This window comes from Gordonia sp. CNJ-863 (assembly GCF_001942325.1).
Classification (GTDB): domain Bacteria; phylum Actinomycetota; class Actinomycetes; order Mycobacteriales; family Mycobacteriaceae; genus Gordonia; species Gordonia alkanivorans.
Map to the genome: position 1 here is coordinate 55,310 of NZ_MKKG01000015.1, position 12,437 is coordinate 67,746.

A 12,437-nucleotide genomic window follows, 5' to 3' on the forward strand; every position below is an offset into this window, starting at 1 on the left:
CTCCTTCTGCGGTGCAGCGTGTTTGACACGGTTAGGAGGGTTCCGGGAGGTCGATCATGTCCGCAGGTGCGGTAGTAATGGCTTGCACCCGTGGGGTGGTGTTGTCGGTGGCGGGTAGCTCAAGGAGCCAGTCACCGGTCACCGACCACACGACCGTGGCGGTGGTGCGGGTCAGCGACTTATCGGGTTGGCGGGTGATGATGCCGACCGTCGCCTTCTGCGGGGTGTAGGAGTCGATGGTGTAGCCCTCGACCACTGGCGCCTGGTCTTTCTCGACCGGGTGCACGATCGAGATGCGCACCCGGTTGATCGACCACTGATCCCGCGCCGGAGACGGTGAGACGAGTGCTCCCACGACTTTCGGCCACACCACGTCATCGGCGATCGACATGCGGATGGTCGCCGAGATCGCGGCCAGCGCCGCCCCGGCGCCGGTGTGCTCATAGCCGGTCGGGGCCGACCCGTAGCAGTCCTTCGGACCTTGGTCGGCGCACGGCACCTGCACGCCACTGAACGTCGTCCAGCTCACGTCGGTGGGCGGTGCGGTCGGCGGCTGGGTCGTCGACGAGTGCGCGCCCGGGTCGGCGTCGCCGCCGCAGCCGGTGAGCATGCTCACCACGACAACCAGCGGGGCCAGCGTTGCCAGGACCCGAGCTAGAAGGACACGAGTGCCCCGGCGATCCCCGCCGCTGACGACCCGATGATCAGCCCAACGATCACCCCGAGCGGAGTGTCGGGTGGCTCGGCGTGAGGGTTGTGATGGGCGTGACCTATCTGCCCGCCGATCCAAAACAACCGACCGACCCCGGCCAGGCAGATCAACCAGAACATCCAGCCCAAGAGCTGTTCGAACGGCTGGGTGACCGCATCGGGCAGGTCGGCGGCCAGCTGCATCACCAGCATGCGTGGTCTCCTTCATCAGGCTGTGAGAGCCCCGACGAGACCGCCGGCGATCGCGATGATGACGCAGCCCACGCAGGTCTTGGCGACCTTGGTGGCCGCTTCGCTGTCGGCGGTGCCCTGGTGGCGATCGAAGCCGAACTTGCCGCCTGCGATCAGCAGCGCGGCGACCGCGGCCAGGCACGCACCCCACCCGATCCACGACACCAGCGTCATGAACTTCTCCGACCCCGGCGGGGCTTGCGGCGGGATGTCGTATCCCTCCGCGTTGTATTCCACGGAGCTGGCGGGGGTGGCGAGCAGGTGGGCCTCGGTGGCGAGGAGCTGCACCTGGCCGTACGTGGTGTGGACGATTCCCATGGTGATTCTTCCTTTGTGTTAGGCGACCGTGGATGACGGTTCGCTGTGTGCGGCAGCGCGGGCGGCTGCCAAGTCGTCGCAAATCTGCTGCCCGACTGCGGCGATCGGGCTGGGCACGGTGGCCAGCACGCCGTCGGAGCTGGCGCGGGTGGCTTTGACCCCGTCGGCTGGCCGCCAGGTCGGTAACTGTCGGTGCAGCAACGGGATCAGCGATTTGACCCACGGGATGCGGTAGGAGTGCGGGGCCAGCTCGGCGACGGTGCGGGCGTACCGCAGGACGTCTTTGCTCCCCCGGCCCGGTTCGGCGGCCACAGTGATCAGTCCGCACACAGCCACCCCGAGTGGTGCGGTGCCCTCGTGGGCGGCGCGCAGCACGTCGGCGGCCGCGGCGATACCACTCATGTGTTCGCGCGCCACCACCAGCACGCGGCGGGTGGTGGCCGGTGAGGTCGGCCAGCAGCGGCCGGTGTCGGCGGCCGGCGCCCACATCGTCGCTAGGGTGCTCACCCCGGCTCCGCCGTGCGCGCCCATGAGCGCGAACAGCGGCGGGAATTCGCCGGTGACCGGGAGCGGTTCGGTACGCACCGCCAATCGGGCGGGTGTGTGGGTCAGCATGCTCACCGCGACACCACCTGCCGGCCGGTGCCTGCCTGGCCGTCGCGGGTCAATTCCGCGAGCGCCCCGATGGCGTCCCAGGTGCGCGGCGACAGCCGTTCTTGGGCGTCGCGGTCAAGGGCGGTGCCCGCCCCCAGCACGGGGTCGTAGTCGAGCGCGACGACCGCGGCCACGTGGCCGGTCACCGCGTCGTGGAGCATGTCGGTCAGCACGGCGTGATTGAGCGTCGGGACCTGGCAGCACACCACCAGCACCGTGTGTTCCAGGACGCCTGCGGCCTCCCAGAGGGAGAGCACCCGCCGTGCGCGGTTGATCAGATCAGGGCGCGGCCCGAGGACCAGAACCGGTGTGGCTGCACCGGTCTGATGGTGATCGCGGATGGTGGCGGCCGCGGCGTGTGCGCGGGTGCCGGCATCGACCACCGGGACCGCGGCCCCGGTGGTCGATGCCTCGTACAGGGCCCTGGGAAGTGAGGCCCCCTCTGGCGGCGACGCGTAGAAGGCGGTGGGAATCGAGGACCCCTCGGTCGGGGACCACAGGGTGGTCCCCCGCCCCGATTGCCACCAGCCCGGGTCGCCGAGCTCGTCGGCGCCCAACCGCTCGACCATGTCGCTGTCGGTGTGCGACAGGTCAACCCACCACGAGCACTCCCCCAGCTCGGCGGCCCGGTAGTCGGCCAGCAACGCTGACACCACCGAGGTGCCCACGCCTCCGCTGGTCCCGCACACGATGACCGGCCGTTCGCGCACGACGTCCCGCGCGGGTCCGGGTGCGCGGCCGCCGACACCGATCAGGGGCCGGTGTCCGGTTTCGGTCAACCACGACGCCGATGCCGTTGGTTCGCTCATGGTGGGTGTTCCTTTCTCTCAAGAGGGAAGCGCCGCGGCTCAGCGGTGAGCGGGCGTCTTCTGCTGGCCAGGCCAGGCGACGTGCAGGCCGGGCACTGCTTTGCTCAGCTGGTCGGTGGCCTGTTCGGTGCACTGCCGCACCGTCTCCTGCGCCTTGGCGCCGCCGGCGCCGAGCGTGTTGTAGGGTGCGCGGGCCTGCTCCCCGGACCACCCGGCGCGCACCGTCTGACCGGCCACGTCCACCGACGCCGACACATCGCCGCGCACGCTGACCTGGTAGTCCACCGCCGGCAATCCCGCCCGTGCGGCTTCGGGCGCGGCCAGGCGCACCTCGAACTGATTGGGACCGGTCGGCGCCGGCTGCGGGGCGGTGCGGGGTTGCGGTGCGGGCTGGCCGGGAAGCCGCGGCTGGGCCGGGTTCGCGCCCGGGTCCCCGGCGCCGAGAGCATGCGCGAGCAGACCGCCGACGGTGCCGCCCGCGACGCCGCCAACGACGGCGGCCGGGATGCCCAGTGCCGCAGCACCAATCGCTGCGCCCGATGCCGCACCGATGAGCGCGCCGGGGCCGGTGTTCGCACCGGGGAACGGCACCACCAGGGTCGAGCCGATCGCCGCGCCGACGCCAGCGCCGATCAGGCCGCCCCCGACCGCGCCGGTGACCGCGGCGGGAACGCCGAGGGCGAGCGCACCGGCGGTGCCGCCGCCCATCACGCCGATGATCGTCGCCGCGGCCTGGCGCGAGGCCTCGTCCTCGGGCACGCCCACGCTGATCAGGCCTTGGGCGATCTTCGCTTCGCCGTAGGCGCTCCACTCGTTGATCGAGTTGATTTGCGCCTGGGTGATACCGGGGACCTGCTTCTTGACGTCGGTGACGGGAACCACGTAGTTGCCCACGCGCATCATCTCGGGCGGCGGGGCGATCGGCTTCACCGGCGCCGTCGGGCGGGGCGCTGTGAAGGGCCGCGACGGTGCCGGGGTGTACGGCCGCTCGCTGTAGGTCTGCGGCGCAACGTAGGGCTGGTACGGCGCCTCTTGCGGCGGTGACGGGATGAAGCCCGGCCCGGGCTCAGTGACAGGCGGAGTCGGCGCGGGTGTGGAGGTGCCGCCCTGTTCTGGGGCTTGCGGGGTCGAGGTGGTGCCGCCCTGCTCTGGTGTGCTCTGCCCGGTTCCGCCCTGCTCGGGCTCAGCCAACGCTGGCCCAGCGGCGAATCCGGTAGCCACGGTGCCGGCCACGACGGCCGCGGCGATCATGCGGTGGCTGGTGAAGGTGTGCCCCTCACGTGGGTGATGTTTGGCGGTCATAGGTGTTCAGTTCCTCTCGATTGAAATGAGCTGTGCGCCAACAGGGTTGTCGACGTACGCGGTCAGGATTCGTCTTTGGAAATGGATGCGATCCAGATCTTGCTGTTGGCCTGCACTGTCTGGATGAGTTGGCGATACACCGTTGGTTGGGCCTGGCCTGGTTGGGTTTCGGTGAGCGTCACCGCGTACAGGCCGGTGCCGCGGTCGGTGATCCGCAGGCAGTGGCTCGTCCCGGCCGGGCGTGTGTCGATGCTCTTCTGCAGATCGGCGGTAGCTCCCACCCCGTTCGGGGTGGCCACCGCGCGGGCGGCCTCACCGGATCGGCGGACGTAGTAGGCGTAGTCGAACGCTTTGATAACCCCGGGACCTGAGGTTTGGTCGCCCTCGTCGTTACCGACTGTCACCGGCCCGTCGACCTGTTCGGGGCACTCATCGGCAGGTGGTGGCGGCGCCGATGACGTGGCGCCCAGCACCGCGACCGGATCACGCGGTCGTGGGTCCTCGCTCGCCCCGCTCAGCACACTGCCCACGACAGCGGCCAGGACCCCGGCCACCACCACCACCGCGGCCGCGACCGCCACAAGCACCCTCACCCTTCTCCCTGACACCGTCACGCGCCGCCGAGGCTCGGTCACATCTCCGGCGGCGGATAGGAGAGCGCTGGCGGTCTCGACCACCGGACCAGTCGGGGCATGGGCAACAGGCTCGGCGTCGACCATCGCCTCCCCCGCCGTGGTCGGTGCGGGATCGTCGGCCGCATCGTGCGTGTCGGCGGCCAGCCACCCCCACTCATCGGCCACCTCGGCTGGCGGTGCCGGCTGCACAAACCCTGCTGCGGTCAGGTCCGCGGCCAGCTCGCGCGCCGGTGTGCCACCGGTCGATGCCCACGCGCGCACAGTGTCGAACCATCGCTCGCTGTCGGTGTTGTCTGTTTCGTCAGAGTTGTTGGTTGTCAACAAAATTCCCCTAACCCCTTTCGGGATTCGGATGTTGATAGGAGGAGGAGGGTCAGCCCGCGGCCGGCACAGGCGCCGACGACGAAGTGGGGCTCTCGGTTGAGAACTGACCTGACTCCGGGATAGCCGAGCTAGGCACCGCCGCTTCACTGCTCGGCGCTATCGACGGTGTCGACGGCGACGCTGAAGGGGTGGTCGACGAACTCGACGACGAACCTGCGGTCACCGTCGTGACATCGGGCAGCGTCGGTACCACCGCCGCCGACTGCGGGGTGCTGGTGTCTGGGGCGAAGAACCCATCCCCACTCCCGGACGGGGTCAGCGTCTTACCCGCCAGGTCTGCGGCCAGGGCAGCAAACCAGGTGGCGGTGTAGGCCGTTGCCGATAGCCCTGCCGCGGTCGAGCCGTTGCTGGTGTAGCTGCCGTGCTGCTGCGCGGTCTGCCAGTAGCGCACCAGGTTCGACACGTCGAGTAGTTCCGAGTTGTCGGAGATGTTCTGTTTGACCGCAGTGAACGCCTCATTGGCCCACCGGTTCACCGTTGTGGGCGGAACCAGCTTCACCGTCGATTCCAGTGCCTTCGCGCCGAGCATCGCCAGCGCCGCAGGAGGATTCGCCAAACCAGTGGTCGCCAGAGCGGTGATCGTCGCGGGGGTCAGGACTTCCTTGGCGACTGTGACGACCGCATTCAGGCCGATCGTGCCGACCTTCACTAACGCGCTGAGCGCATCGCCAGCCGATGGCAACGGGGTCCGCGGATCAGACGCCACCGCCAACCGCTGCGAAATCGACTGGCTCGGCTGATACGACAACTCCTCCAGGCTTTCGCCCTGGACGTCCTCATTGATCACCGGAACGGCGGTCTTGACCGTAGTCAGTGCCAGCGCTTCGGCCAACGACGTCAGTATTTGCACCGGATCGTCCTGGTCGAGCTTGCTCTGGCCCACGATATTGGTCACCAGATGGACAACCGGCGCGTCAGCAGGTGCGTCACACGCCAGATCGCCACTCTGGCAATGGGATGCGACGCGTCCGGTCAGCTCGCCGTAGTCGCTGACTGTATCTGTGGTCGGACCGATGCCACCGCCCGCCGGCATCTGCTGGTCCAGCACCGGCACCGTCATCAGCGACTCGCCCGATGTACCAGGCGCCGGATCAGGACGGCTAGCACCATCGAGGCCGGGAAACAGCGGAGCACCCGCAGGCCGGGTGGGGTCGCCGAACAGCGACACCCCAGCGACCCGGTCCGCCGGCACCGGGCCTCGTCCCTGGCCGATGTCACGGGCGACACGAGCCGCAGCAAACGCCCCCTGCGAATAACCAGTCAACGCAAACTGGGTGTCGTCGCATCGATCAGCGACCTGCTTAATCATCGAGGTGGTGCGAGTGATCGCATGTGAGACGGACTTGTCGAAGGTCATCGACGATCCCCCGGTGGCGCCACCAAAGCCCGCCGGATATGGGACGTAAGCGCGCTGAACCAGGGAGCCGGCCATCGTCATCAGCGGTTTCATCACCGAAGACAGGAACCCGGAGTCCGTGGTCGGGCTGGCGTTGGCCGCTGACTGGCCTGTGCCCTGAACTCCTAGGACGTAGAGGCTGGGGCACGACCCGGCGGCCTCCGCGGGAGCGGCGACTGTCGTCGTCAGCCCTCCGACGGCCAGGGTGAAGGCCACCGACACCACGGCGGCGCGTCGTCGCCACGTGCCGCTCACTGCGACACACTTTCCGCCAGCCACGTCGGCAGCAATGGGTGGCCCAAGTTGCAATGCGCAACAGTCAACCCGACCTCGAATGGAACTCCGATGACGCACAGGAATCCCGGCCGGCGGCAGCTGCATCGGAATGTGGTTGTGCGGCCGTACATTGCGGCAGCAGCGCTAACGCTCTGAGCGGTCGGGACCATCAAAGTCTGCCGCTGATCGGTGTTTACGCCGTTCACGAGTCCTCGCTTCGAGTCGATCAATTCGAAACAGCACGCCATCGCGCCACGCGTAAACTGCGAAGTGCCTGGCTGCCGCATCGGGGTCGGGCTGTTCACATGCACTCGTGGACCGAGCCCGAGGGGAAGACGGCAATCTGGTCCTTCAGCTCGGTCCTCGAGATGCTGAATGGGTTCGGTTAGTGCTCGCAGCTCTCCTTGGTCATGAGGCCGGGTTGAGACGTAGACGAGGCATACGTGACGTAACCGAATCGAAACCTTCGCCGTACTATCGGAAGACTATCGCTATAACGCGTGTTTTGCGCGGTTGTGCATGCTCTCAAAACACAAGGTACACCGAAAGTAAGGCGAAGGGAAGGCGTACGTGCCGGGCGATCACGCACTCGGCGACCGCAAGCACCTAAAGTGCGACGGGTGGCCGATACATCGCGCTTTGGGCGCTTAGTTCAAAGGCGCCGCCAGGAGCTCGGGATGTCACAATCTGACGTTCGCCTCGCCGGCGGTCCCAGCGATCTCACCCTGCGCAAGATCGAACGCGGTACGACTACGCGGCCCGATTACGTCACACTGGCCAAGCTCGATGATGCGCTGCGGTGGACGCCCGGCAGCGCAGGACGTGCGTTCGAAGGCGGCGACCCCACACCCCTTCCTGACCCACACCAAGGCAATGACAGTGCCGCCACAATAGGGACCGCACGACCGCCCACACCCATCACTGCTACGGAGCACGGTGTCTTCCTCCGCACAGACGCGCTCGCCGATCTGACAAAGAAAGGGCGCGCGCTCGACGACCTACCAGATCTGTCCGAGGAACAGGCTGTGGGGGTGACAGAACTGCGTCATGCCATCGATCGGCTCACCCGCGCGTGGATCGTGCGTCAGGCCGAAATCGCCCGACATACGGACTCGCTGAACGACCTCATCCTCGTACTCGACGATCATCTGCGAGCACCGCCATCAAAAGCCGGTACCGAGCAGGATCAGGATGACCTTCGGTATCTTCGGTGGCTAGCAGGCTACGAGACACCGAACCCCGGCGACGCGCACCGCTACGAGACCCGCTTCTCCAATGCCGTCGAGTCAGGAGATTCATGACCACTCCACCGTTGCACGAGCGGCTGAACCGACTGGTTTCCTTCGCCCACCCCAGGAACCAGCCGCCACTGACCAACCGGGAGATCGCTGACAGAGCCTCAACCATCCTCGATGCACCAGTTGACGAAGCCCTGATCGCCGCATTACGGAATGGTTCGGTCACCGTGCTGACTGACGACCTGCGGCAGGCGCTGGGACAGGTATTCGGCCTCCAAGACCTCGGCTATCTGACAGCCCCGCGGTCCGTGGCAGAAAACAATCAGATCCTGCTCATGCACGACCGGTTGGCTCTCATCGCTGAAGCCCGGGACCTCGGAGTTCAACACATCGCGACCCGCGACGTGGACCAGGACCCGAATCTCGTTCGCAAACTGCGCGCCGCACTCGGCGCGATGATCAAAGCCCCCTCACAGACGCAGTAGTCAGCCCTGCCGACGTCTGCTGGCGTGCCGAGGCGGTTTCCCATTCACGTGCCACCGCATCGAGATCGGCCTCGGAACTAGCCCATAGCGGCCGCGTCTCGATGCCCGCGGCCGACGACACCGCCGTTCGCCCGCCCGACTCCCATGCGTGCAATGCCTCCCGCAGTAACTGTGCGCGGCCGGCTGCTGACTCTGGCCACGCCGTACCTTCGGGCAGGTTCCGCGACAGGGCATAGATAGTGTCCTCGAGTTCGATACGCATCCGATGCTCCCGCTCAGCCTCACTCGGAAACCCGTCGGCCGGACCCAGTTCCGCGAGTCGGTAGGCAGGCAGAACTGCCGTCAGGGATTCCCACATCGGGCGTAGCTCGGCCATTCGCTGCTCGCGGACGCGATCGAGACCGAGACGACGGCGAACATCTACAACGACGGCCGGGATACCAACGGGGAGCCAAGGCAGCAACGTCGGGTAGAGGGCGAAGTCGTTTCGAGCTGATGAGCGAGGCTGGGTCCACGCCCCGTCGACACCAGCGGTCATGAGCCACCCCGCACCCATCACCCACGCTAGGTTGATGACGCTGAAAGCGATGGCAGCGGATAGCGCCAGGACCAGAACGCGACGGCTGAGCGTACCGGTCTTTGCCATCTGCCACAGCGTGGCCACAACAATCAGCTCGGCAGGGATGAACAAAATGCTGTGCAACGTCAGATACAGTCCCGTGCGCCACGAACCGTCGAGCTCCTCGATCGCCATCTGGTTGGCCCGCAACGGTGCGTGGACCCACACCAGCAAGACGCCAGCCGCAAGCACACCTGTAGTCAACGCCCACCACATCGCGGATGACGTTGTGCCACTACGAGATCGCCACCGTAGCCCAAGCAGGAGCAATGCTGCGGCCGCAGCCACCTGCAGGATCGCTCCTGCCACCCGTAGATCTGCCAAGGTGAGAGGCGTGTGTCCCCTCAGCCAGTCCTGGACGACGGGCACCCGTAACCCGGCATAGACCACGATGAACAAGGCGTACCAGTGCGCTGCGGTCGTGGTAGGTCGACGATCCCGAAGGATCAGCATCCGATAACCGATCAGCGCCAACGCAATCGCAATTACCGGACCGCAAATCCAGGTCGGGACAGCGGTTGTGGTCTGCTGAACGAGAACGTCGCTCGGTGTCACTGCTTCAGCGGTTCGAAAAACGCGCTCGCGATCCGATCAAACCGACCGTCGCCGCGCTGTCCCCGGCTTAGAACCGCCAACCGAGTACCGACGAGCTCCGCAGCGTTCTCCTCTTCGCTGTCGAACACGCTGCGATGCAACACACGCTCAACCATATTCAGGTCAAGGCCATCGGCCACAGCCGCCATCGCGGTCGGATTCCATTGCCCGCCCTGGTGATCGCAGAGAATATGTCCGATCTCGTGAAAGATCTGTTGCCTCTGGTGGCGTTCACTTCTGGTGTCGTCGTAGTTGATGATGAACGCATCTTGGGTCACCCACAGCAGGCCGCACGATCCCGGCTCTCCGGCGTTAGGTGCCTCGGTCTGCCAGGGAGAGAGAACCACCTTGCGGTCGTAGCGGTTCTCGATCCAGCTGCAGAACTCATCTACGGTCCACGGCGGAACGACCGGAATCTCCGACAGGACCTGCTCTACGAGTCCCGGCCTGGACTCGCGTCGCCACTTCCAGGAGCCAAGCCCCGGCATTGCGAATTTCACCACCCGTATCGACCTCCCGACTGCGGTCTGACAACCTGGGGTGCAACATACCCGCCCAGCCGAAGAATGCCAGGAGAGGAATCCCCACCGTGCAAACATTCAGTTCGGGCACACTGACGCTGCAATACACCGAGCTGGGGCCGACTGATGGCGAGACTGCGGTTCTCCTGCATGGATTCCCGCAGGACTCCACCTCCTGGGCTCAGGTCGGATCGATCCTCGCCGAGGCCGGCTATCACGTTCTGATTCCCGATCTGCGGGGCTACTCACCACAGGCCCAACCCGCAAGACTGGCCGAGTACACCGTGGCGGCTCTTGTTGGTGACGTTGTCGCTCTGCTCGATGCGCGCGGCGTGGAGTCTGCGCACGTGATCGGACATGACTGGGGCGGATCGCTGGTCTGGACCATGCGAAAGACCCACGCCCACCGGATGAAGACCGCCACCGTGGTGTCCACACCGCATCCGGCTGCGCTGTCCTGGGCCTGGACGCACACGGGCCAGCTCGTGCGCAGCTGGTACATGGGCGCAGTCGCCCTGCCCGTCCTGCCCGAGGTCGTCATCAAAAGACGGCTCGCTCCCCTGCTTAAAGCCTCAGACCTACCAGCAGACCGAGCCTCGTACTACCAAGACCTGATGAACCGGCCGGGCGTAGCCACCGGAGCCCTCAACTGGTACCGACAGATGCTGCGCGACCTCGTCAAGCCGACCGCCGCAGCCAAGGTTGCCAACCCCTCCCCTCCCCCGCCCACTCTGTATCTGTGGGGTACCAACGACGCCTTCTTCAATCGGGCCGTCGCACGAAAGACCCCCGAAGTTGTGCGCGATCTGGAGTTCCAAGAGATCAAGGGTGGAAGCCACTGGCTACCCGAAACGCACCCCCAGGAACTTGCAGACAGCATCACGCAACACATGAAACGCTCCTAACCAGCACAAACCGCATCTGACCGACAGGGATCGGCGCACATTACCGAACGTGTGCCGATCTCCGTCATGTTAGATTCGGTAAGTCTGCGGATTCGGCGTGTCGCTCCCAAGATTGTCCGCACTTGTGACGCAAAGTGGACGGCGACGGGGAACCGTCCGAATGAAGGAGGCCGCGATGCCTGACCCCCGATTCAAAACCCACACCGAGCACATGAACATGCGTCAGACCGCTGAGATCAAGGCGCTCGCCAAGAGCGAGGCCGAGAAGCTCAAGGAGAAGTACGGCGTGGCTATTTCCATGTCCGAGTGGGTTGCTGCCGCAATCGCGGAGAAGGCAGGACGACCAGACTTGGTTCCCGCAAAGCTTCGCCAGGAGGTGATCCAGCTCCAGCTTGGCGCCTAACTAAATGACGAACGCCCCCGGCGGCAACCGAGGGCGTTCGTGAAGTTTGAGGGACGAGGCGGCAATCTCGTTCCTTGATTCCCCGAAGGGACTGTCTTGCGTGACAGGTCTCAGGGTAGCGCGCACCCTTTGGTGTCCGCAATCCCTGCTATATCCAGCGTGTCGAATCGTGATCTTCGATCTGCACAGGCGCTCGCTCGCGCCTGCGGAACGCGGCTCTATCCCGGCTCCTCCCGTGCTCGACGCCGGCGAGGCGTCATCCGCACCACAGCACCTGTGCGCATCCGTATCGGCCAGGGCGTGAATGGTGTCGTTCACATCGAGCCACCCGCTCGTGTCCGGCTCGATCTCCCACGTCTGGCCCACGCCGGCGTCGCCGCTTGGTACAGCGACATCGACTACCTCATGCAGATCCAGATCGCCTACGACCTCCACTACCCGGCCCTGCGACCCGCCTTGGCGGACAAGCAGGGACGGGGTGGAGTCAGCAAACAGGCCGTGGTCAAAGTCGCCGCAGCGCGCGCAGCTGCCGCCGATTGGGAAACCGGCCGCAACTCTCGACTGTCGGTCGCAACCATCATGGCCCGCACTGGACTTGGAGAACGCACCGTCCAGCGAGCCTCTGCGTTCCTCCGCCTCATTGGAGCGGCCACTGAAGTTCTTCGTGGCCGGCAACGCACGCTCCGCGAACGAATGGCGTCCTGGCGCAAGGGAGATAAGGGGCGCGGCTGGGCGAGTGTCTATGCCCTGCATCCGCCGAACAATGCACAGGTCAGGCGCATCAAACTCGCTACTGACCCTCTCGCGACACCCCACCCCCGACAGGGGTCCTTTAGGACCCCTTCTCACCTTGGTCAAAACTCACTATCAGCAACCGGCAAAGCCGGAGAGAACCAAAGCCGCGCTTCGCGCGACTCCAGGACCGCAGGAAGTGGCCGGCCAGCGCTCAAAGCTCG

Annotated in this window: 14 protein-coding genes; 4 read left to right on the top strand and 10 right to left on the bottom strand. The window is 66.1% G+C overall.

The window, feature by feature from the left end; genetic code table 11:
• Positions 1 to 31 precede the first annotated feature (31 nt).
• The 8 genes from BJF87_RS09825 to BJF87_RS09860 all read right to left on the bottom strand — a co-directional run bounded on the left by BJF87_RS09825 (position 32) and on the right by BJF87_RS09860 (position 6,695).
• On the bottom strand, positions 32 to 610 hold the full coding sequence (locus tag BJF87_RS09825) for a hypothetical protein (protein ID WP_262338938.1): 579 nt from the start codon (positions 608 to 610) through the stop codon (positions 32 to 34).
• Between the two features lie 44 nt (positions 611 to 654).
• Positions 655 to 903: a hypothetical protein gene (locus tag BJF87_RS09830; protein ID WP_075863038.1), complete on the bottom strand. Its 249-nt coding sequence runs from the start codon at positions 901 to 903 to the stop codon at positions 655 to 657.
• Positions 904 to 918: 15 nt separating this feature from the next.
• Entirely contained in the window at positions 919 to 1,260 is a 342-nt protein-coding gene (locus BJF87_RS09835) for a hypothetical protein (protein WP_075863039.1), read from the bottom strand.
• An 18-nt stretch (positions 1,261 to 1,278) separates the two neighbouring features.
• Positions 1,279 to 1,875 carry a DUF6668 family protein gene (locus BJF87_RS09840; protein ID WP_262338939.1) on the bottom strand — a complete coding sequence of 199 codons (597 nt, stop codon included), beginning with the start codon at positions 1,873 to 1,875 and terminating at the stop codon, positions 1,279 to 1,281.
• Positions 1,876 to 1,877: 2 nt separating this feature from the next.
• Entirely contained in the window at positions 1,878 to 2,723 is an 846-nt protein-coding gene (locus tag BJF87_RS09845) for a hypothetical protein (RefSeq protein WP_075863041.1), read from the bottom strand.
• Between the two features lie 39 nt (positions 2,724 to 2,762).
• On the bottom strand, positions 2,763 to 4,025 hold the full coding sequence (locus tag BJF87_RS09850; protein ID WP_075863042.1) for a hypothetical protein: 1,263 nt from the start codon (positions 4,023 to 4,025) through the stop codon (positions 2,763 to 2,765).
• 62 nt (positions 4,026 to 4,087) lie between these two features.
• The gene (locus tag BJF87_RS25710; protein WP_262338931.1) at positions 4,088 to 4,981 is read right to left on the bottom strand and encodes a hypothetical protein; all 894 of its coding nucleotides are present in this window, start codon (positions 4,979 to 4,981) and stop codon (positions 4,088 to 4,090) included.
• Positions 4,982 to 5,033: 52 nt separating this feature from the next.
• On the bottom strand, positions 5,034 to 6,695 hold the full coding sequence (locus BJF87_RS09860) for a cutinase family protein (protein WP_075863044.1): 1,662 nt from the start codon (positions 6,693 to 6,695) through the stop codon (positions 5,034 to 5,036).
• Positions 6,696 to 7,336: 641 nt separating this feature from the next.
• Here BJF87_RS09860 and BJF87_RS09865 point away from each other — a divergent pair.
• Positions 7,337 to 8,017, top strand: a complete 681-nt coding sequence (locus tag BJF87_RS09865) for a helix-turn-helix domain-containing protein (RefSeq protein WP_262338932.1) — start codon at positions 7,337 to 7,339, stop codon at positions 8,015 to 8,017.
• The gene (locus BJF87_RS09870) at positions 8,014 to 8,439 is read left to right on the top strand and encodes a hypothetical protein (protein WP_075863046.1); all 426 of its coding nucleotides are present in this window, start codon (positions 8,014 to 8,016) and stop codon (positions 8,437 to 8,439) included. The genes BJF87_RS09865 and BJF87_RS09870 overlap by 4 nt, the downstream gene beginning before the upstream one ends.
• Here the strand turns inward: BJF87_RS09870 and BJF87_RS09875 are convergent.
• Both BJF87_RS09875 and BJF87_RS09880 read right to left on the bottom strand, forming a co-directional pair.
• A complete protein-coding gene (locus BJF87_RS09875; RefSeq protein WP_075863047.1) occupies positions 8,414 to 9,613 on the bottom strand; it encodes a DUF6545 domain-containing protein in 1,200 nt (399 codons plus the stop codon). The two genes, BJF87_RS09870 and BJF87_RS09875, sit on opposite strands and share 26 nt — an antisense overlap.
• Positions 9,610 to 10,155: an ImmA/IrrE family metallo-endopeptidase gene (locus tag BJF87_RS09880; RefSeq protein ID WP_158037479.1), complete on the bottom strand. Its 546-nt coding sequence runs from the start codon at positions 10,153 to 10,155 to the stop codon at positions 9,610 to 9,612. The genes BJF87_RS09875 and BJF87_RS09880 overlap by 4 nt, the downstream gene beginning before the upstream one ends.
• Positions 10,156 to 10,241: 86 nt before the next feature.
• Between BJF87_RS09880 and BJF87_RS09885 the strand changes: the two genes are divergently transcribed.
• Together BJF87_RS09885 and BJF87_RS09890 are read left to right on the top strand one after the other, a co-directional pair.
• On the top strand, positions 10,242 to 11,078 hold the full coding sequence (locus BJF87_RS09885) for an alpha/beta fold hydrolase (protein WP_075863049.1): 837 nt from the start codon (positions 10,242 to 10,244) through the stop codon (positions 11,076 to 11,078).
• 175 nt (positions 11,079 to 11,253) lie between these two features.
• On the top strand, positions 11,254 to 11,481 hold the full coding sequence (locus BJF87_RS09890) for a hypothetical protein (RefSeq protein WP_139319444.1): 228 nt from the start codon (positions 11,254 to 11,256) through the stop codon (positions 11,479 to 11,481).
• Positions 11,482 to 12,437: the final 956 nt, after the last annotated feature.